Below are 20,598 nucleotides of genomic sequence, written 5' to 3'. Positions count from 1 at the left end.
ATTTGGTCAAATCATCATACGCAGACGTACGCACCGGGATTCTCGCGCACCGGGTCTTTCCCGAAGGCGGCCTGCCTGTTCCACAGGGGTTGTCATGTCGAACGCCGTTTCGTCCCAGCTGCGCCGCGCCGCGCTTACCGCCGTCTTCGCGCTGTCTCCCGCCCTCGCCTTCGCCCATCCCGGCCATGAAGGCGCCGCCGGCCTCGTGCACGGCTTCGCCCACCCGATCGGCGGCCTCGACCACGTGCTGGCCATGGTGGCGGTCGGCATCTTCGCCGCCCAGCTCGGCGGCCGCGCCATCTGGGCGGTGCCGGCGACCTTCGTGGCGCTGATGGCGGTCGGCGGCGCGCTCGGCATGGCCGGCATCGGCCTGCCCTTCGTCGAGTTCGGCATCCTCGGCTCCATCGTGGCGCTCGGCCTCGTGGTCGCCATGGGCTGGAAGAACGCGCCGCTCGGCGTCGCCATGGCGCTGGTCGGCTTCTTCGCCGTGTTCCACGGCCACGCCCACGGCACCGAAATGCCGGCCGACGCCTCCGGCCTCGCCTATGCCGCCGGCTTCATGCTCGCCACGGCGGCGCTGCATTTTGTCGGCGTCGGCCTCGGCCTCGCCGTCGGCAAGCTCGGCGAAGCCCGCGCGCCGCGCCTCACCCAGGCGCTCGGCGCCGTGGTGGCGGTAGCCGGCCTCGGCCTGCTGTCCGGCGTCATCTGATCGCCTCACCCGCACCTGCCCGTCATCCCGGCCACGCCGCCTGCGTCGGCCGGGATGACGATTCAATGCATTTGTCGCCGGGCGGTCGCGGTCAGGTCAGTTCCTTCAATCCGCCCGGCGTCTGGATCAGCGCCCGATAGCGAATGTCGCGGCCGCGGACGATCTCCAGCCTCGGCTCGATGGCGAGTTCGCGGTGGAGCGTCGCGATGGCGGCGGGATCCGGGTGGTCGAGCGTGAAGGATGTCAGGCGCGCCTCCAGATCCGGGATCGAGGCGATGTAGGCCGTATCGCCCCTGTGGTCGATGATGGAGGGAAGCGCGCCGCCAAGGGGAAGCGAGCCATCGGACGGGATGGTGAAATCGAAGGTCGGGCTTTCCGCAGGAAGCGAAACCTTGTCGCCGAACATCGTGCCATATGCCGCCACAACGGGATCGATGACATCGGTGTTTGCCACCCACCCTCTCAGGCGACGGCCCTCGTTCCAGTCCGACCGGACCTGTTCCTGATTGTCGAGACCGAACCAGCGTGCCCGGCCGGGATCTGTCCCCGCCGGATCGAGCGCGACGATCTCCAGATAGATCGCGTTGCCGAGCTGAAGCCGGTGATTGTGGGTTCCCATGTAGTGGTGACGAGTCCCGAACGGCACGTCGAGGCCGAGGCAGTCCCGGACATGCGCAACCCCCTCGCTCAAAGTCGGCGCGATGACGGTGAGGTGGTCGAGCCTGAGCATGCGCGGAACTCCGTTTCCAACCCAAACGACATACCGATCCAGCTTACCGCGAAAACACGCGCCGCTTCCGGCCGGTTCGGCAAATCAGGGCTTCCGATCCGCCGCGACCCCGGATATCGTTTCAGTGTCCCTAGGGTTCCGGCATCGTTCGCGATGCGTCTGGGCCGAGAGGGACAGCCCGGCGGGGAACCTCGTTCCACCACATTCGCCGGGTCCACGGCGGGATAAAAGCCCGGGAGGCTCGCGCGAGCGGTTCGCGGCGTGACCCTCCGGCTCATCCCGAAGGGTTCTCCAGGACCGGTCGCAAGGACTGATCGCAAGGAGAGAACCTGATGCGTTCCCATCCCACCCGTTCGACCCGTTTCGCCGGCCTTGCCCCGGCACCGGCCCGCCGCCGCCGCCACCATCCCAATTTCGAGATCAAGGGGATGCAGGGCTGGAAGGCGCTGGAATCCGAGGAGAAGCTCTCCGAGGACGGCTGGCGCAAGGAGCAGAAATGGGCCCTCGACATGGGCCTGCCCGGCGCCGATTCGATCAACGACAAGTCGATCCCGACCTTCGCGCGCGGCGAGCTGCCGCATTTCGCCGGCATCAACACCTTCATGAAGGCCCCTTACGTCGAGAACGTCCGCGATGTCGGCAAATACGATGCCGCCGTGCTGGGCATTCCGTTCGACTCGGGAACGACTTACCGCCCCGGCACCCGCTTCGGGCCGCAGGGCATCCGCCGCATCTCGGCGCTGTACACACCCTACAACTATGAGCTCGGCGTCGACCTGCGCGAGCAGATGACGCTGTGCGACGTCGGCGACGTGTTCACCATCCCCGCCAATCTGGAGAAGAGCTTCGACCAGATCTCCAAGGGCGTCAGCCACGTCTTCTCCTCCGGCGCGCTGCCGATCATGCTGGGTGGCGACCACTCGATCGGCTTTCCCTGCGTGCGCGGCATCGCCGAATGTACCTCGAAGCGTATCGGCATCATCCATTTCGACCGCCACATCGACATCCAGGAGAAGGATCTCGACGAGCGGATGCACACCACGCCGTGGTACTGGGCGACCAACCTGCCGAACGTCTCGCCGAAGAACCTCGTGCAGCTCGGCATCGGCGGCTGGCAGGTTCCGCGCTACGGCGTGCAGGAAGCCCGCAAGCGCGGCACCAACGTGCTGACCATCGACGACATCGAGAAGATCGGGTTGGAGAAGACCGCCGAGATCGCGCTCGAGCTCGCCTGGAAGGACGCCGACGCGGTCTACATCTCCTTCGACGTCGACAGCATCGATTGCGGCTTCGTGCCGGGCACCGGCTGGCCGGAGCCGGGCGGCTTCCTGCCGCGCGAGGCGCTGAAGATCCTCGGCCTCGTCGCCGCCGAAGGCCTGTGCGGGCTGGAAGTGGTTGAGGTCTCGCCGCCCTACGACACCTCCGACATCACCGCGCTGTTCGGCACCCGCGTGGTGGTCGAGGCGCTGGGCTCGATGCTGGCGCATGGCAAGCTCGGCTCGCACAAGCACATCATCGACAAGCCGGTGAGCTTCTGAGCGAACCCTCCCCCCTCCTCGGAGCGGCACGCACGCTGGAAAGCTCCTTCTCCCCACACGGAACTCGGCTGCTGCCGAATTTCGCACTCAGAGTGGCCGACTTCGGATGCATCCGAAGTCGGCGGAGAGGGGTGGGGTGAGGGGTCCTCGACCTTCCGCAAACGCGCCGCACCGCACCGACCCGCTGCGCGGGCCACCTCTCCGCCTAAGCCGGATGTTTCCGGCTTAGGCCTCGCCAGAACCGAACGCGGCAACGGCCGGGTTCGGGCGGGGAGAGGGAAACAAAAGGAAATCAGTCATGCATCGCGGCCACGATCACGACCATCATCACGACCACGGCGCCGGCGGCCATTCCCACGGGCACGCTCACAGCCATTCCCACTCCCACGCCTCCGGCCACAATCACGGCCACGGCCCCTCGCACGTCGCCCAGTGGCAGACGCCGCACCTGCCCGATGCGCCGCCGCCGGAGGAGCACCATCACGAGGAGCCGGATCTCGACCTCGTCGAGCAGGCCTTCGTCGAGGGCTTCGCGGCCGCTTCCGACCCGACCAGCTTCCTGCGCCTCGCCCGCGTGCCGTTCGACGCCATCACCGAGGACGGCGCCCGCGTCAGCCTGTTGCGTGTCGAGAGCAACGCCGCCACCGATGTCGGGGCGGTGATGCCGCATCTGGGCGGCGGCAGCTTCCGCTACGATCCGTTGCCGAAAGCCATGGTGTCGCGCCGCCAGCAGCTGCGCTTCGTCTATTTCGACGGCAAGGGCCTGCGCCCGCTGCCGCTGGCGGACGTGCGCAAGCTGACCGAGACGTGAGCATCGGCGCGGTGCCGCGCGCTCGCGCAGTCGTGACATCGACGTGTCGCAATGCCACGCGTTCGATCGCCGCGTGGGCATTTTGACAGGTTGATCGGAACCTTTCTGAAGTTCATGGTGCCCTCGACGCCCGCATGGGAAGGGGGCGGCCGGAATCCCCGGCCGCCACCGCCCGGCGAAGCAGAGTGGATGCACTGATGGATTACACCGGGATTTTCGAGGCCGCCGTCGACACGCTGAAGAGCGAGCGGCGCTATCGCACCTTCGCCGAGATCGAGCGCGACGTCGCCCGCTTCCCCCGCGCGACTTGGCATTCGCCGAATGGTGCCCGCGACATCGTCATCTGGTGTTCCAACGACTATCTCGGCATGGGTTGCCACGCGAGCGTCATCGAGGCGATGTGCGCCTCCGCCCGCACGGTCGGCGCCGGCGCCGGCGGCACCCGCAACATTTCCGGTAACAGCCACGCCATCGTCGAGTTGGAGCGCGAGCTCGCCGACCTGCATGGCAAGCAGGCCGGCCTCGTCTTCACCTCCGGCTACATCTCCAACGAGACCGGCATCTCGACGATCGCCCGGCTGATCCCGGATTGTCTGATCCTCTCCGACGCCCTCAACCACAACTCGATGATCGAGGGCGTGCGGCATGCCGGGCGCGACAAGGCGGTGTTCCGCCACAACGACCTCGCGCATCTGGAAGAGCTGCTGATCGCCGCCGGCGAACGGCCCAAGCTCGTCGTGTTCGAGAGCATCTATTCGATGGATGGCGATGTCGCCCCCATCGCGGCCATCTGTGACCTCGCCGAGAAATACGGCGCCATGACCTATCTCGACGAGGTGCATGCGGTCGGCATGTACGGCCCGCGCGGCGCCGGCGTCGCCGAGCGCGACGGGGTGATGCACCGGGTCGACGTCATCGAGGGCACGCTCGGCAAGGCGTTCGGCGTGGTCGGCGGCTACATCACCGGCAAGCGCGCGGTGATCGACGCGGTGCGCTCCTATGCGCCGGGCTTCATCTTCACCACCGCGCTGCCGCCGGCGGTCGCCGCCGCGGCTGCCGCCTCGGTGCGCCACCTCAAGGCGTCCAGCGCCGAGCGCGCCCGCCAGCAGGAGCAGGTGGCCAAGGTGAAGAATGCCTTCGAGGCCGCCGGCCTGCCGCAGCTCGACACCGATACCCACATCGTGCCGGTGATGGTCGGCAATGCCGAATTGTGCAAGGCGGCGAGCGACATGCTGCTCGCCGAGCACGGCATCTACATCCAGCCGATCAACTACCCGACCGTGCCGCGCGGCACCGAGCGGCTGCGCATCACCCCCGGCCCGCTGCACGACGACGCCCTCGTCGAGCAGCTCGTCACCGCGATGGTCGATGTGTGGACGAAGCTCGGGCTCGACTTCGTCGCCCGCGCCGAAGCCGCGGAATAAGGCACCCGCCGCCGCGAAACCGACGGCCCGTCAGTCCTTCGGCTCGGCATCGGGATCGGCGGTGCCGGGCTTCGGCACTGCCGACGGCCCGAACACGAAGCGCACGACCAGCGGCAGGCACAGCGACAGCCCGACGAAGCGTGCCAGATGGTGCGCGGCGACGAAGGCCGGATCGACGCCCAGCACGAAGGCCATGATGGTCATCGCCTCCAGCGCGCCCGGCACATAGGCGAGGAACACTTTGGGCAGCGCCTCGCCGGAAACCCACGCCGCCAGCAGCGCGAAGAGGAAGGCGACACTCACCGCCACCGTCAGCGCCACCAGCCCGTCGACGAAGAAGCGCCGCAGCGTCGCCATCGAGGTGCCGGCGAAGCGCGCGCCGGAATTGGCGCCGAGGACGACGAAGCAGACGATCAGCAGGAGGTCGGGCAGCCGCCCCTCGACGAAGCCGGAGCCGTGCAGCACGCCGCTGGTCAGCATGGCGCCGACCATGGCGCCGCCGGGAAACCGCGCCCGCTCGAACAGAAAGCCGCCGAGCGCGCCGGCACCGAGCGACAGCAGCAGGTTGTAGAGATCGGGCGCCACCGGATTGATCGGCAGCGTGCCGGCCGGCTGGTGCCCCAGCCCGCCCATCGCCGCCGGCAGCAGCGCCACCAGCACGAACAGCCGCAGCGACTGGCCGAACACCACCCGGCGCACATCGGCGCCCGAGGTCTCGGCCATGATCAGCACGGCGGACAGCGCCCCCGGCGCGGCGGCGAAGAAGGCGCTGCGCCGGTCCCATTTGGCGATCTTCTCGAGATAGAACCCGACCGCCAGCATCATCGCCGGCAGCGAGACCATAAGGATCGTCATGGTGGCCGGCCAGGTGGCGATGCCCCGCAGCGTCTCCGGCGACACCGCCGAGCCCATGGAGGTGCCGAGCAGCACGAAGGTGACGTCGCGTACCCGTCGGCCGATGCCGATCGGCGCCCCGGCCAGCGAGGCGATGGCGCAGGCCACCAGCGCGCCGGACAGCCAGCCGGCGGGCATGCCGAGAAACGCGAACAGCCCACCGCCGGCAAAGGCCAGCGCCAGCGTTCCGGCAAGTCGGGCATATCCGCGCAGACGCGCGCGACGGGATTCGGAAGAATGCGGATGCGGCATGAACGGCTATTTCGTTTGTTCCGGATCAATGCGCCTCCCGCCCGCGAAGGTCAATTTCCACACATGACCAGTTCCGCCCTTTTTCATGCCGAGCGCGCCGTGCCGCGCTACACCTCCTACCCGACCGCGCCGCATTTCAGCGCGGAGATCGGTACCGGCCAGCATGCGCAATGGCTCGCGGCGCTGGCGCCCGGCGCCAGCCTGTCGCTCTATCTGCATGTGCCGTTCTGCTCGGCGCTCTGCTTCTATTGCGGCTGCACCACCAAGGCGACGCGACGGGCCAGTCCGGTCGCGGCCTATGTCGCGCGGCTGGAGCGCGAGATCGCCCTGACGGCGGTCGAGGCCGGCGGCCGGCCGGTGACCCACATCGCCTGGGGCGGCGGCACGCCCAGCCTCATCGGCCCGGATGCCCTGCGCCGGCTGCATGCCCGCCTCGCCGAGGCGTTCGACCTCGACCCGCTGGCCGAACACGCCATCGAGCTCGACCCGCGCGAGACCGACGAGGCGCTGGCCGATGCCCTCGCCGCCATCGGCGTCGACCGAGTCAGCTTTGGCGTGCAGGATTTTTCCGCCCATGTGCAGAGCGCCATCGGCCGCGTGCAGCCCTTCGGCACCGTCGAGCGTGCGGTGACGCTGATCCGCGAGGCCGGCGTCGCCGCCGTCAATCTCGACCTGATGTACGGCCTGCCGCGCCAGACCGCGCGCGACGTGCGCCGCACCGCCCACATGGCAGCACAGCTGCGGCCCGACCGCCTCGCGCTGTTCGGCTATGCGCATGTGCCGTGGGTGCGGCCGAATCAGCGCCTGATCGACCAGAGCGCCCTGCCCGGCGCCGCCGAGCGGCTGGAACAGGCGGAGGCCGCGCGCGAGGCGCTGGTCGCACTCGGCTATGTCGCCATCGGCCTCGACCATTTCGCGAGGCCAGACGACCCGATGGCGGTAGCGGCGCGCGAGGGCCGGCTGCGGCGCAATTTCCAGGGCTACACCGTCGATCAGGCGGATGCGCTCATCGGGCTCGGCGCCTCGGCGATCAGCCGCTTCCCGCAGGGCTTCACCCAGAACACCGCCGATTCGCACGGCTATATCCGCGCGCTCGATGCCGGCCATTTTGCCACGGTGCGCGGCGTCGCCTTCACCCGTGACGACATCCGGCGCGGCCGGCTCATCGAGCGGCTGATGTGCGACTTCGCGGTGGATCTCGACGAGGAGATCCTGAGCGAAGCCGCGCCGCGCCTCGCCCCGCTGGCGGCGGACGGGCTGATCCGCATCGAGGGCGGCCATGTCGAGGTCACCGCGAGCGGGCGCCCCTTCGTGCGCCTCGCCGCCGCCGCGCTCGACGCCCGGCTGCAACAGGGGGCCGCGCGGCACTCGGTGGCGGTGTGACCGGTACCGGCCACTGAAACAAAACGCCCCGCGGCAAGCCACGGGGCGTGTGAAGGAGCGGCGCCGAGAGCGTAATGGGGCAAACGCCTCGCGCCGCACGACCGGATGAACTTGTTCTTGTTTGTCCCCCTCCGGCGTATTCCGTCGATCTCAGGCGGCGCCGGCCAGCCGCTCCATGCTGTCGCGGTCGCGGATGCGCACCTCGTCGGCGCGCAGCAGCGCGACCAGCCCGCGACGCTTCAGTTCGGAGAACGCCCGGCTCACGGTCTCCAGCGTCAGGCCGAGGAAATCGGCGATCTCCTGCCGGGTCATGGCGATATGCACGGAGCCGTCCAGCCGCGTGTCGCGCCGCTCCTCCTGACGACCTTCCGGCATCAGCCGCAGCAGGAAGAAGGCGACGCGCTCCAGCGCCGACATGCGCCCGAGCACCAGCGCATGCGCGTGCAGGGTGCAGAGCTGGCTCTCGAAGCAGCGCAGCAGCCGGGCGGCGAGCGCGCCGTCACGCTCCAGCGCGCCGCGCTCATGCGCGACCACCACGCTGGCGGTGAGCGTCTCGGCGGAACAGACATAGACGTCGCCGCAGGCGAGGCCGAACACATCGCCGGGGCCGAGCAGTTCCACCACCTGGCGGCGGCCGTCGGGCAGCAGCTTGGTGAGCATCACCGCCCCCTCGACCAGTTCCATGATGCGGCGGGCCGGATCGCCCTCGTGCAGCAGGACCGCGTGCGGCCCGACCCGGAGACCCGGGGTCGGCGCGTCGGACAGCGTGCGGCCGGGCTCGGCGGCGGTGCCGTGCGAAGGCCCGTGGCTGGCGCCGATCCGATCCTCGATTGCCTGTCGCATGGAAGCCTCCGTTACGCTGTGTGGCAGACCATACGGACGAATGTTGCGCCGCACAGTTGGGGCGGCTGCGTAAGGGAAACTGCGCAAGGGAAACTGCGGAAGCGCGAAACGTCGGGAATGCCGCGCTCGGCGTCAGGCATCCGGCAGCGCCGCCACCAGCGCCTCGAAATCCAGCGGCTTGCGCACCACCCTGAGCGGCGCGAGGCCGCGCAGCTGGTGATCGATCACCGTCTGGGACTGGCCGGTCACCACCACCACTTGCGGGGGATGGGCGAGGCCCTGCAGCCAGCGCACCGCCTGGCCGCCGGTTATGCCCGGCAGGCTGAGATCCACCAGCACCACGTCGCCGGCAGCAGGCGGCGACTGCGAGAAGAAGCTCTCGGCCGTCTTATGGAAGACCACGTCGTAGCCGAGGTTGTTCAGGGCGAAGCTGAGCGAATCGCTCACCCCGCCATCGTCCTCGAGCACGTGAATTCGCACCGCCGTGCCTCCCGCTTTTCCCCGAAGGTGGCGAAGGCAACCGATGGCGGCAATTCGTAGGAATGCGCAGCAGGCCAGTCGGCCGGCAGTGTGGACGGGCGCGTCAGGCGCGTCCGTCCTTGAGCACGATGCGCACGAGGTCGGCGGCATTCTTGGCGCCGAGCTTCTCCATGATGCGGGCTCGGTGCACCTCGATGGTGCGCGGCGAAATGCCGAGCTTGCGGCCGGCCTCCTTGTTGGAGGCACCGTTGGCGATCTGCACCAGCACCTCGCGCTCGCGCGGGGTCAGCAGGCCGTGGCCGGGGAAATGCGCGGTCAGCAGGTCGCCCGAGCCGTTGCCGGCGCGCTGCGCCTGCGCGGCGATCGCCTCGCGCACCCGCTCCACCACCGTGTCGGCGTCGAACGGCTTCTCGATGAAGTCGAGCGCGCCATGGCGGATGGCATCGACCGCCATCGGGATGTCGCCCTGGCCGGAGATGATGAAGATCGGCGCCGGATAGCGGTCGGCCTCCAGCTCCTTCAATATGTCGAGGCCGGAGCGGCCGGGCATGTGCACGTCGAGGATGACGCAGGCCGGCACGTTCTGCCGGGCGATGGCGAGGAAGGCGGCGCCGTCGGAGAAGCTGCGCACGTGATAGCCCTCGAGGCTCATCACCAGCGAAAGGGCGTCGCGGATCGCCGGATCATCGTCGACGACAAAGATGTCACCCAGCCCGGCCATGCGGCTGCCCTCCCTGATCGGCGTTGGTTCCGCGGCTGTCGGCCCAGATCGGCAGCGACAGGGCGAAGCAGGCGCCGCGCCCATCGCCACCGGGATCGACGACCAGATCGCCGCCGTGGTTCTGGGCGATCGTCCGGGAAATCGCAAGCCCGAGCCCCATGCCGCGACGTTTTGAACTAGCGAAGGCCTGGAACAGCTTCGGCAGTGCGTCGGGCGAAATACCCGGTCCGTTGTCCGAAACCTCCAGCATCACATGGCTGGCGGTCCGGGAGGTCGCGATACGAATGGCCGGACGCCGCGCCTGCGCCGCCGCCTCGATGGCGTTGCGCACCAGGTTGACGATGATCTGCTGGATCTGCACCGGATCGACCAGCACCTGCGGCAGGCCGTCCTGCTGCTCGCGGCCGATGGCGATGCGGTGGCGCTGGCCGAGCAGGGTCAGCTCGATCGCGTCGTCCACCAGCGGATCGAGCGCGCGCAGCTGGCGCACCGGGTCGCGCTTCTCCACGAATTGCCGCATGCGCTGGATGATATGGCCGGCGCGCTCGGCCTCGCCGGTCGCCTTGTCGAGAATGTCGCCGACCGAGACGCTGAGGTTGACGCCCTTGGCATGGGCGCGACGGATCGCCTGCAGATAGAGCATCAGGGCGGTGAGCGGCTGGTTGAGTTCGTGGGCGATCGCCGCGCCCATCTCGTCGATGGCGGAGACGCGGGCGAGATGCACCAGCTCGCTCTGCAATTCGGCGAGGCGCTGCTCGCCCTCCTTGCGCGGGCGCAGGTCGCGCAGGATGCCGATGAACTGGCGCCCCTCCGGCGTCTGCGCCTCGCCCACCGACAGTTCCAGCGGGAACACGGTGCCGTCGGCATGGCGCCCATGCACCTCGCGGCCGATGCCGATGATCTTCCTCTCGCCGGTGCGGATATAGCTGCCGATATATTCGTCGTGGTCGGCGGCATATTCGGTGGGCATCACCACCTTGACGTTCTGGCCGATCACCTGCGTGGCCGGGAAGCCGAACATCTTCTCGCAGGCCTTGTTGAACACCAGGATGCGGCCGCGCTCGTCGATGACGATGATGCCATCCGCCGCCGTGTCGAGCACCGAGAGCAACCGTGCACCGGACACGGTGTTCGGCTCGATGCGCTCGCACTCGCCAGTCGTTTCGCGCATGACGTCGGCCTGTCCAGTGATACGCAACACGGCTGTCTTGAGCGGCCCATGACGCGCCAACTCGTTCCCGATCGTCACACCCGGATCGTCGTCGCCCTCGCTGGTGCCGCGCTACAGCCAGCCTATGTCGGGATGATAGATACGCCGCCCGTCAAAGCCAAGGGGCAGGCCGCTTTTGCGCTGGGCATAGACGCGCCGCATCTTCGAGTGATCGAAGGCGGTGGTCTGGATCATCGACAGGGGCGCGACGTGATAATAGCCGAGGACCATCGGCACGAAGACCAGCAGCCGGTCCTCCGCGCACAGATGCAGCAGCAGCTCCCAGTCTTCATGCGCGGCGGCATGCTTGCCGTAATAGCCGCCCAGCTCCTCCACCTGGTCGGCATCGACCAGCGAGAAGGCGTCGATATAGTTCATGTCGTAGATGCGCTCGTCGACGAAATCGTTCGACAGGAGGCCGATCGAACGCTCGCCATTGTGCATCACCAGATTGCCGTAGGTGACCGCCGCGCCGGTGTCGCGCGCCGCACGCCAGAAATGCTGGAGATTGTCCGGCACCAGCTCGTTGTCGGCGTCCATGAAGCAGACATACTTGTAGCGCGCGTTGCGCATCGCGCGGTTGCGCGTCGCCGCCAGCCCCTCATTCTCGGTGGCGAGGATGGGGTCGAGCACGCCCAGCCGGTCGGCCAGCGCCATCGACGCCAGCAGGCGCTGCGAGCCGTCGCGCGAATAATCGTCCACCACGATGACCTGGCAGCCGACGCCCCGGGCCTTCAGCGCCTCGGCCGCCCGCAGCGCGCTGCCGACGGACCGGCCGAGATAATTGCGGTGGTTCCAGTTCGGAATGCAGATCGACACGCCGTGAGGGTTGCGCCCGCCGGTCATTGCACGACCTCCAGCCGGCGACCGCCGCTCAGCAGGGCGCGCGCCGCCGGGTACCAGGGCGCGATCGCCTCGGCGACATTGGCGGCCAGCCGGCCATGCCCCTCGATGAAATCGAAGGCCTGCCGGTAGAGCCCGGCCAGCCCTAGCCGCTCGCGCGCCTCCCGCACCGCCTCGAGATTCGGATAGACCCACGGGACATCGGCGAAATGGCCGGCATTCAGCGGATCGACCTTGGCCGGCACCGCGCCGGCGGCGACGGCATGCAGCGCCCGGAACCCCTCGTGATAGGGGAAATTGTGATGGCTGCTCCACAGATAGAGGTCGGCGCGGCCGAGCACCCGCGCGATCTCCGCCGCCTCGAAGCCGGAGCGGCGGTCGAACGGCCGGTGCGGAGGCAGGAAGGCGAAGCCGTCGCTGCCCAGCGCCGCCATCGCGGCGGACAGGAAGGCGGCCCGGTCGGCGGTGGCATGGCCGAGCATGGCCCAGGGCAGCGGGCGGGCGGCCTCCCAGGGGCGGACCGTCGCGCGCTCGCGGTCCGAAAACGCCTCCGGCACCCATTTATAGGGCACGCCCCGGACGAGGGGCGCCTCCACCTGCCGCATCATCGTCAGGTCGGCGATGGCGGTGATCGGCGGCGCATCCGACGGGAACTGGTTGCCGAACCAGTGCGAGTAGATGGTGTCGTAATTGACGAGGATCCGATGCTCGAAGGCGTCGAGCGCTGCGACCAGTTCGCCACGCCGCGCCGCCCGCTCTGCCGCGATCAGGCATTCGGAATAGTTGACGATCAGCACCGTGCCGCCGGCCTGCGTGCCGAGCGCATCGACATCATGGGAGGACCGCGCCATGGCCGGCAGCCCGAACGCCGTCAGGTCCTGCGCCAGATTGGTCGCGATATCCTCATAGAACCAGTTGAGGCCGAGGGGAGCGATGATCGGAAGCATGCCGCCGCACCCGCTACGGATGTTCGGCGGCGCCGAGGCGCGCAAGGCTCTCCTGCTGCATCAGCGCGTAGCGCCGCAGCCGACTCACCTCCAGCTCCAGTTCGGCCACGCGCGTCTTGAGCGCGTCGACATCGTCGGGCGCGGCCTCCGGCCGGCGGGCGGCGGCCCGCAATTCCTGGATCTGGCCCAGGAGGAAGAACGGGTCGATGGCGCGATCGGCCAATAGGGTGGTGACCTGCCCCAGCAGGCGGTCGCGCTCGGCGCACGCCCTCTCGGCGGCGAGCAGCAGCAGCGACGACTTCCAGAGCGCCGGCGACAGCCCCGCCAGCGGCCGGCGGCGCACGCTCTCGACGCCCGCCGACGCCAGTGGCGGCTGCCAGTCACGCCCGACACCGTGCACCAGCACGACAGCCCCGACGGCGGCGGCCCGTTCGGCCTGCTCGATCGCCGTCACCGGGTAGAGCCACACCTCGCCGGAGATCGCACCATGAGATGGCGCCTCGTCCATGGCGGCCACGAAGACGAAAGCCGGATCGGCGCGGCAGTGATCGAGCCGGCGCGCCAGCTCGGCGGAGGCGACCAGCACCCGTCTGACGCCGGCGAAACGGGCGATGATGCCGATGAGGAACACATCCACCTCGTTGGGCGCGTCCTCGCCATCGCCGGCGGTCTCGGCCAGCTCGCGCCAGTTACGACGCGCTTCGAGGTGCAGGGCCAGCACGTCGGTCCAGGTCGAACCCGGCTGGCGCCGGCTGGCCAGCGCGGGCAGCGGCGTCGGCACTTCCTGGCCGGTTTCGGCGAGATGGCGCATGGCTGGTTCTCCCGCGGGATGCACGGTCACCGTCTCGCGGCATTGACGGCGAGAGCATCCGCGGCGAGAGCCGACGCCGCCTCGACGGGTGCGTTGCGCCGGGGATGGGCGCGCAGGTGCCACTGCCAGGCGGTCTCGATGATCTGCCGCAGGTCCGAACGTCGGGTCTCGAAGCCGAGTTCCTCGCGCGCCCGTGCCGGATTGGCCACCAGGATGTCCGGGTCGCCGGGTCGCCGGTCGCCGACGACCTCCGGCAGCTTCAGGCCGGTCACCTCCTCGATCACCGTCAGCACCTGCCGGATCGAATAGCCCTCGCCGGTGCCGAGGTTGAAGGTGCCGCCCGGCTCACCGCGCAGCAGGCGGTGCAAGGCCAGCACATGGGCATCGGCCAGATCGTCGACATGGATGTAGTCGCGCACCGCGGTGCCGTCCGGCGTGGGGAAGTCGGCGCCGAACACGCTGAAATCGTCGATATAGCCCTGCAGCGTCATCAGCGCGCGCGGGATGATGTGGGTTTCGGGATCGCGCAGTTCGCCGAGATCGCCGTCCGCATCGGCGCCGCAGGCGTTGAAATAGCGCAGCACCACCGATTTCAGGCCGTAGGCCATGCCGAAATCGTCGAGCATGTGCTCGACCATGCGCTTGGTCTGGCCGTACGGATTGACCGGCACGGTCGGCACGCTTTCGTCGATCGGCATGTGCTCGGGCTGGCCGTAGACGGCGCAGGTCGAGGAGAACACCAGCTTGTCGCAGCCGGCGGCGCGCAGCCCGTTCAGCAGCGACAGCGAGCCGACGACGTTGTTCTCGTAATATTTGGCCGGGTCGACCATCGATTCGCCGACATAGGCGGAGGCGGCGAAATGGATGGCGGCCACCACGCCATGCTCGCGCACGGCGGCGGCCACGGCGGCAGCATCGTGGATATCGCCCTCGACCAGTGGCCCCCAGCGCACGAAATCGCGGTGGCCGGTGGAGAGATTGTCGAAGGTCACCGGCAGGAAGCCGGCTTGCGCGAGCGCCTTGCAGGTATGGGCGCCGATATAGCCGGCCCCACCGACCACCAGGATTCGTTCCGCCATCACCACTTTCGTTCCAATGTCACCGCCCCCATCGCCGTTTCCGCTCAGACAGCGATAACACGCTGCACCAGTCCTTGCGAAACCAACGCCTCGAAATAGGGGATGGTCCGCTTCAGGCCTTCACGCAGCGGTGTCACCGCCTGCCAGCCGAGTTGCTGGCGCGCCCGCGCCACATCCGGCCGGCGCTGGCGCGGATCATCCTCCGGCAGCGGCTTGAACACGATCTTCGAGCGCGATCCGACAAGATCAATGACCAGGTTGGCCAGTTCCAGAATGGTGAACTCGCTGGGGTTTCCGAGATTGATCGGCCCCGTCACCTGTGCCGGACTTTCCATAAGCTTGATCAAACCATCAATCATATCATCAACATAGCAAAAAGAACGCGTCTGCTCGCCACTACCATGGACTGTAATATCCCGATTCAGCAGGGCCTGCACGATGAAACTCGACACCACCCGCCCGTCATTGGGATGGGTTCGCGGGCCGTAGGTATTGAAAATCCGCGCGATCTTGACCTGCAATCGATGCTGGCGCCAGTAGTCGAAGAACAGGGTCTCGGCGCAGCGCTTGCCCTCATCGTAGCAGGAGCGCGGCCCGATCGGATTGACATTGCCCCAATAGTCCTCCGACTGCGGATGCACCTGGGGATCGCCATAGACTTCGCTGGTGGAGGCCTGGAGGATCTTGGCATTGAGCCGCTTGGCGAGACCCAGCATGTTGATCGCGCCGAGCACGCTGGTCTTCGTGGTCTGTACCGGATCGCGCTGGTAGTGGATCGGCGAGGCCGGGCAGGCGAGATTGTAGATCTCGTCGACTTCCACGAAGAGCGGATGGGCAATGTCGTGCCGCAGCAGTTCGAAGCCGGAATGGCCGATCAGATGTTCGATGTTGCGCCGGGTGCCGGTGAAGAAATTGTCGACGCATAGGACTTGGCATCCCCGCTTGAGCAGGAATTCCGCCAGATGCGACCCCAGGAACCCGGCTCCGCCGGTGATGAGGACGCGTCGTTCGAGGTGCATGGATCGATTCCGGGTAGCGGAGCGCGGATGTCTTTACCTCGCTTACGGCAATGGCGATGAAGGTTTCGCTAAAGTCGGATCATGAGAACGACCCGGGCTGGCGATAAAACCGGGCCGCTCCCACGCAAAATGTCGCTTCCGGACGACCACAGCGCCGGCCGGAGCGCGGATAATTGCTACACGAACAGGAAATTGCTGGTCGTGAAGTCAGCGATCTTGGCGTTCTGCAGGACGATGCCGTCATGGCCGTCCCAGATCACCACGTCGGTGCCGCTCTGGAACGCCGCCGTCAGCACCGCGCCGATCGAGGAAAAGATGTCGCTGTCGAACGCCACCCGGTCCTCCGACACCTTCCAGTCGACGAAATAGTCGACCCCGCCGCCCTTCTCGATGATGGCGTAGTCGTAACCCGCCCCGCCATAATAGGCGTCCCGGCCGGTGCCGCCGGTCATGTAGTCGTTGCCGTCCTCGCCGAACAGCCGGTCGCTGCCGGCCTGGCCGTAGAGGCTGTCCGAGCCGCCGCCGCCATAGAGGTTGTTGCCGCGCGCATTGCCGGACACGATGTTGTCGTCGTCATTTCCCCCGGCATCGGTGGCGGTGCCGAAGAGCACGATGTTCTCGAACTCCTTGTCGAGGCCGCGATTGACCGAGGTCCACACCGTATCGACGCCCTGCTCGCGCCCTTCGAACAGCACGTCGGAGAGGGTGTCGACGACATAGGTATCGTCACCGACGCCGCCGATCATGATGTCGGCTCCGGTGCCGCCATCGAGACGGTCATTGCCCTCCATGCCGTAGAGCGTGTCGACGCCGCCGCCGCCGTGGAGCGTGTTCTCCAGCATGTTGCCGGCTATCAGGTTGGCGGCGCCGTTGCCCCACGCTTCGATATTGGCGTAGCCCTCGTCGATCTTGATGTTCTCGACATTGGTCGGCAGAGCATAACCGTTCAGCCGCAGATAGATCGTGTCGGTGCCGGCATTCTCCGCCTCGACGACCACGTCGCCGAGATTGTCGATGACATAGCCGTCATTGCCGGTGAGGCCGATCATCGTGTCGAGGCCCTTGCCCCCATTCAGAAAATTGTTGCCGACATTGCCGCGCAGCGTGTCGTTGGCCGAGCCGCCGACGGCATTCTCGATCAGCGAGGCCGGATTGTCGTTGAACAGATACGCATTGTAGACGTTGCCGCGCGCATAGACATTGTCGCCGAGATAGGCGCGCTGCGCCTGCGACAGCAGGCTGGAGGCACCCGGCGCGAGGTCTACCGAGACCGCCGTCGTGTAGTTCGACAGGTCGTAGGTATCGATGCCGCCACCGTCCCAGATGGTATGGAAGATCCGGTTGACCGGCGACGCCCTCTCCGCGCCATCGACGTAGCGGGCGCCGGTGGCCGGATCCCACGTATAGACCGAGTTGCCCCTATTGTAGCTGTAGTCGGCACCGTAGAGCGTCTGCAGCGCCAATATGTCGAGTGCCATGAAGGTCTGCGCGAAGCCGTTCGCCTCGACCGATGACAGCGAGCCGGCCGGCGCGCCGGGATAGGCGCGCTGGCTCATCACCGTGTATTCGATCGAATCCCTGTCGGCCGGCACCGCGACGTTGCCGACACCGCCGAGATCTCCGCTCGCCTTCAAGCCGAGCGCACGGCCCAGAAGGGCATGGAACCCCATATAGCCGGCATCGCCCATCAAGGGCGCGGTGCTTGTCGGAGGCAGCCAGATGTCACCGCCCCGATAGGCTTCCTGCGGGGCATAGGCATGCGCCGTGGCGGCATAGAACGACTTTCCGATCCGGATGTCGCCCCAAGAGCTAGATTCTCTTACTATATTCAACGTGGTAAAATTAGATACTTCGCCAGCAAAAATGAACGCAACGTCGCTGTGCGTTACAACCGCTCCCGGGCGAAACCCGGACGGCTCGCTGGACGATGGGTAGTAATAATCCGACCCTGAGCTCGGGAATGCATATATTACATTCCCAACCCATTTGTATCCTTCAATAAGTCCATTGATGTACGCACTCTCAGCCGCACCGACCTTCGCCACGCTTGCCATGACGCCCCCCTTCTTGCCCTATCGCGCCCCCACGCTGGGGAAGCCACATCATCCTGATGATGGTGCGGTGCCGGCCTCACCTGGAGCCGTGTCGCACTCGTCGAACCATCCCTGCTCGACGCGCCAGCCTGCAGCCCGCCGTCGCCCGTTCCTTCCCGTCAGCTAGCTACACGAACAGGAAATTGCTGGTCGTCAGCTGCGTCAGTTGGGCGTTCTGCAGCACGATGCCGTCATGGCCGTCCCAGATCACCACGTCGGTGCCGTTCTGGAACGCCGCCGTCAGCACCGCGCCGATCGACGGGAAGAGGTCGCTGTCGAACGCCACCCGGTCCTCCGACACCTTCCAGTCGACGAAATAGTCGACCCCGCCGCCCTTCTCGATGATGGCGTAGTCGTAGCCTGCCCCGCCATAATAGGCGTCCCGACCGGTACCACCGGTCATGTAGTCATTGCCGTCCTCGCCGAACAGCCGGTCGCTGCCGGCCTTGCCATAGAGGCTGTCCGACCCGCCGCCGCCATAGAGGTTGTTGCCGCGCTGATTGCCGGAAACGATGTTGTTCTTGGAATTGCCGCCGGCATCGGTGGCGGCGCCGAACAGCACGATGTTCTCGAAGTCGTTGTCGAGGCCGCGGCTCACCGAGGTCCACAACGTATCGGTACCCTGGTTCGGCTTTTCGTAGACCACGTCGGAATAGTTGTCGACGATGTAGGTGTCGTCGCCGGAGCCGCCGACCATGGCGTCCGGCCCGGTGCCGCCGTCGAGATGGTCATTGCCGACACTGCCATAAAGCGTGTCGGCCCCGGCATTGCCGTAGAGCGCGTTGCCGTCGAGATTTCCGGCCAGCACGTTGCCCAGTTCGTTGCCCCGGATTTCGATGTCGCCGCGGCCATTCTCGGCCCTGGCGTTCTCCACATTGGCGGGCAGCACATAGCCGCTGACCCGCACATAGACGAGATCCGTGCCCTCGCCCGCCGCCTCGACGACGACATCGCCGAGATTGTCGACCACATAGCTGTCATCGCCGGCGAGGCCGGACATGGTGTCGGCGCCGGCATTGCCGTTCAGCGCATTGGCGGCGACATTGCCGCGCAGCGTGTCGTTGCCGCTGCCGCCGATGGCGTTCTCGATCAGCGAGGCCGGATTGTCGTTGTAGAGATAGGCGTTGTAGACATTGCCCCGCGCCATGACGCCATCGCCGAGCGAGGCGCGCAGCGCCTGCGAGAACAGGCTGGCGCCACCCGGCGACAGGTCGATCGACATCGCGTCCGTGTAGTTCGAGAAGTCGTAGGTATCGTTGCCGCCGCCGTCCCAGATGGTCAGAAAGATCGTGTTCCCGGCAGGAGCGTTCTGCAAGGCGCCATCAATGGACATCCATCCCGTCGTCGCATTCCAGCGATAGACGTTGTCCGAGCGGTTGTAGCTGTAGTCCGCGCCATAAAGCGTCTGCAGCGCCTGGACATCGAGCGTCATGAGGGTCTGCGGAAAGTTGTTGGCGGCTACGGTGTAGTCGCCGGCCGGGCCGCCGGGATAGGAACGCTGGCTCAGCACCGTATATTCCAGCGAATCCTTGTCCGCCGGCACCGCCACATCGGCGACCCTGCCGGTCTCGCCGGCGAATTTGAGGCCGAGCGACTGCGCCACGATCTGGAGAGCCACGAGATAGGTTTCGTTGCCGGCAACGGCACGCTGCCGAAAGAGCGGGTCGTTGGGATAGATGTCGGCGTTTCCCCCTTCATCCGGGCCCTGGACCACCGCCGGGGCGGAATGCCCCCCTTCTAGGAAGTAGATGTGGATATCGGCGTCTCTTGCGGGATAGTGCTCCCCCTCATCATCGTCTCGGTATTCCCATTTTTCATTTATATTGAGCTGCATGATATTTTCAACTTGACTATATATTCTAATCAAGGCTGCCGGCATGCCTTTTGTTAGATCGAAGCCCGAATACCACACTCTCGGAAGAGTATATGTCACAGGAGAAATCCACTTGCTGCCCTGCAACAGGCCATCGACATAGTCATCGCCCGTCGCGTCGATGGTGGCGACACGATCCATGGCAAGCTGATCCAATGTGAGCTCCGTGTATTCTCCCGGACCCGGACCTTGGAATCTAAAATACTCGATGTTTGTGACCGTAGCCGTGCTGTATTCTTTTATTATGGTCAGCGTCTGCCCGATTCGCTTGAAGTCATAGGTATCGAACAAATCTTCTAACATGGCGGTATCGATTCCGGTCCCGCCATTGTAGGTATTCGTCGAGTCGCCGGACTCCAGTCCATCGAGGAAAAAGAAATCGTCGCCGGCATCTCCGTTGAACGTGCTGTCTGTTGCCAAGGAGGTCGTGAAAACATCACCTCCGTCACCGCCGTTGAAGGTGACATTCGAGCCTTCGTTGCCGTCAAACAGGTCGTCGCCGTCGCCTCCGTTGAAGACGCCGCCAGTATTCTGCGGATAGTCCTCGAAATCGGAACCGACCCGGCCGGCGCTCAGATAGTCGTTTCCGGCGCCGGCATTGAACTCGCCTCTGTTGCCGCCATCGGCGGTGATGGCGTCGTCGCCGTCACTGCCATTGAGCGTCACGTCGTCATATTCGTCGGACCGCATCCAGTCGCCGGCAGGCGTACCGTCGAGCATCTGGCCGTCGGCCGTCGCGATGATCCGATTGAGGCTCTCGATCCTGTCCGAAGACCAGGAATGCAATAGATCCCAAGGCTGGGCCATATCGTCGTCCTCGGTGAACCGGAGCTTGAAGGGGGCGCTCTCGTCAAGTCGTTGCTGCTGTCTGCCGGTCGCGCGCCACTGCAAGGTTACCTACTCAAGCGACGACCGGCACGCCGGCGAACGGGCACCGT

General features: G+C 66.7%; 18 protein-coding genes and 1 riboswitch. Of the genes, 5 read left to right on the top strand and 13 right to left on the bottom strand.

Annotation, left to right across the window (positions count from 1 at the left end; all coding sequences use genetic code 11):
• Window positions 1–94 precede the first annotated feature (94 nt).
• Window positions 95–709 carry a HupE/UreJ family protein gene (locus tag KHC28_RS25200; protein ID WP_214011125.1) on the top strand — a complete coding sequence of 205 codons (615 nt, stop codon included), beginning with the start codon at window positions 95–97 and terminating at the stop codon, window positions 707–709.
• Between the two features lie 91 nt (window positions 710–800).
• Here the strand turns inward: KHC28_RS25200 and KHC28_RS25195 are convergent, their stop codons facing one another.
• The gene (locus tag KHC28_RS25195) at window positions 801–1,439 is read right to left on the bottom strand and encodes a VOC family protein (protein ID WP_214011124.1); all 639 of its coding nucleotides are present in this window, start codon (window positions 1,437–1,439) and stop codon (window positions 801–803) included.
• Window positions 1,440–1,558: 119 nt separating this feature from the next.
• Window positions 1,559–1,680, top strand: a riboswitch (guanidine-I (ykkC/yxkD leader).
• Between the two features lie 91 nt (window positions 1,681–1,771).
• Here KHC28_RS25195 and KHC28_RS25190 point away from each other — a divergent pair.
• The 3 genes from KHC28_RS25190 to hemA all read left to right on the top strand — a co-directional run bounded on the left by KHC28_RS25190 (window position 1,772) and on the right by hemA (window position 5,212).
• Complete coding sequence (locus tag KHC28_RS25190) at window positions 1,772–2,977, top strand: agmatinase family protein (protein WP_214011123.1); 1,206 nt, start codon at window positions 1,772–1,774, stop codon at window positions 2,975–2,977.
• 298 nt (window positions 2,978–3,275) lie between these two features.
• Entirely contained in the window at window positions 3,276–3,788 is a 513-nt protein-coding gene (locus KHC28_RS25185) for a hypothetical protein (RefSeq protein WP_214011122.1), read from the top strand.
• Between the two features lie 197 nt (window positions 3,789–3,985).
• Window positions 3,986–5,212: a 5-aminolevulinate synthase gene (gene hemA, locus KHC28_RS25180; protein ID WP_214011121.1), complete on the top strand. Its 1,227-nt coding sequence runs from the start codon at window positions 3,986–3,988 to the stop codon at window positions 5,210–5,212.
• A gap of 30 nt (window positions 5,213–5,242) precedes the next feature.
• Here the strand turns inward: hemA and KHC28_RS25175 are convergent, their stop codons facing one another.
• On the bottom strand, window positions 5,243–6,358 hold the full coding sequence (locus KHC28_RS25175; protein WP_214011120.1) for an AbrB family protein: 1,116 nt from the start codon (window positions 6,356–6,358) through the stop codon (window positions 5,243–5,245).
• Between the two features lie 63 nt (window positions 6,359–6,421).
• Between KHC28_RS25175 and hemN the strand changes: the two genes are divergently transcribed.
• Window positions 6,422–7,741: an oxygen-independent coproporphyrinogen III oxidase gene (gene hemN, locus KHC28_RS25170; protein WP_214011119.1), complete on the top strand. Its 1,320-nt coding sequence runs from the start codon at window positions 6,422–6,424 to the stop codon at window positions 7,739–7,741.
• 150 nt (window positions 7,742–7,891) lie between these two features.
• Here hemN and KHC28_RS25165 read toward each other — a convergent pair whose 3' ends face one another.
• From KHC28_RS25165 to KHC28_RS25115, 11 genes are all read right to left on the bottom strand, one after another.
• Entirely contained in the window at window positions 7,892–8,584 is a 693-nt protein-coding gene (locus KHC28_RS25165; protein ID WP_214011118.1) for a Crp/Fnr family transcriptional regulator, read from the bottom strand.
• 132 nt (window positions 8,585–8,716) lie between these two features.
• The gene (locus tag KHC28_RS27805) at window positions 8,717–9,064 is read right to left on the bottom strand and encodes a response regulator (protein ID WP_312893336.1); all 348 of its coding nucleotides are present in this window, start codon (window positions 9,062–9,064) and stop codon (window positions 8,717–8,719) included.
• A gap of 103 nt (window positions 9,065–9,167) precedes the next feature.
• Window positions 9,168–9,785 (bottom strand): response regulator transcription factor, encoded by a 618-nt coding sequence (locus KHC28_RS25155; protein WP_214011117.1) that lies wholly within the window; start codon window positions 9,783–9,785, stop codon window positions 9,168–9,170.
• A complete protein-coding gene (locus tag KHC28_RS25150) occupies window positions 9,769–10,956 on the bottom strand; it encodes a two-component system sensor histidine kinase NtrB (protein WP_214011116.1) in 1,188 nt (395 codons plus the stop codon). The genes KHC28_RS25155 and KHC28_RS25150 overlap by 17 nt, the downstream gene beginning before the upstream one ends.
• 111 nt (window positions 10,957–11,067) lie before the next feature.
• Complete coding sequence (locus tag KHC28_RS25145; RefSeq protein WP_214011115.1) at window positions 11,068–11,841, bottom strand: glycosyltransferase family 2 protein; 774 nt, start codon at window positions 11,839–11,841, stop codon at window positions 11,068–11,070.
• Window positions 11,838–12,785 carry a hypothetical protein gene (locus KHC28_RS25140; protein WP_214011114.1) on the bottom strand — a complete coding sequence of 316 codons (948 nt, stop codon included), beginning with the start codon at window positions 12,783–12,785 and terminating at the stop codon, window positions 11,838–11,840. The genes KHC28_RS25145 and KHC28_RS25140 overlap by 4 nt, the downstream gene beginning before the upstream one ends.
• Before the next feature lie 13 nt (window positions 12,786–12,798).
• Window positions 12,799–13,596, bottom strand: a complete 798-nt coding sequence (locus tag KHC28_RS25135) for a hypothetical protein (protein ID WP_214011113.1) — start codon at window positions 13,594–13,596, stop codon at window positions 12,799–12,801.
• Between the two features lie 26 nt (window positions 13,597–13,622).
• A complete protein-coding gene (gene galE / locus KHC28_RS25130; RefSeq protein ID WP_214011112.1) occupies window positions 13,623–14,675 on the bottom strand; it encodes a UDP-glucose 4-epimerase GalE in 1,053 nt (350 codons plus the stop codon).
• Between the two features lie 44 nt (window positions 14,676–14,719).
• Window positions 14,720–15,694: a UDP-glucuronic acid decarboxylase family protein gene (locus KHC28_RS25125; protein ID WP_214011111.1), complete on the bottom strand. Its 975-nt coding sequence runs from the start codon at window positions 15,692–15,694 to the stop codon at window positions 14,720–14,722.
• A 176-nt stretch (window positions 15,695–15,870) separates the two neighbouring features.
• On the bottom strand, window positions 15,871–17,382 hold the full coding sequence (locus KHC28_RS25120) for a M10 family metallopeptidase C-terminal domain-containing protein (RefSeq protein ID WP_214011110.1): 1,512 nt from the start codon (window positions 17,380–17,382) through the stop codon (window positions 15,871–15,873).
• A 532-nt stretch (window positions 17,383–17,914) separates the two neighbouring features.
• On the bottom strand, window positions 17,915–20,551 hold the full coding sequence (locus tag KHC28_RS25115; protein ID WP_214011109.1) for a M10 family metallopeptidase C-terminal domain-containing protein: 2,637 nt from the start codon (window positions 20,549–20,551) through the stop codon (window positions 17,915–17,917).
• Window positions 20,552–20,598 lie beyond the last annotated feature (47 nt).

It is taken from the genome of Ancylobacter sonchi (assembly GCF_018390695.1).
Taxonomy (GTDB): domain Bacteria; phylum Pseudomonadota; class Alphaproteobacteria; order Rhizobiales; family Xanthobacteraceae; genus Ancylobacter; species Ancylobacter sonchi.
This window is presented reverse-complemented; position numbering and strand designations above follow the sequence as displayed.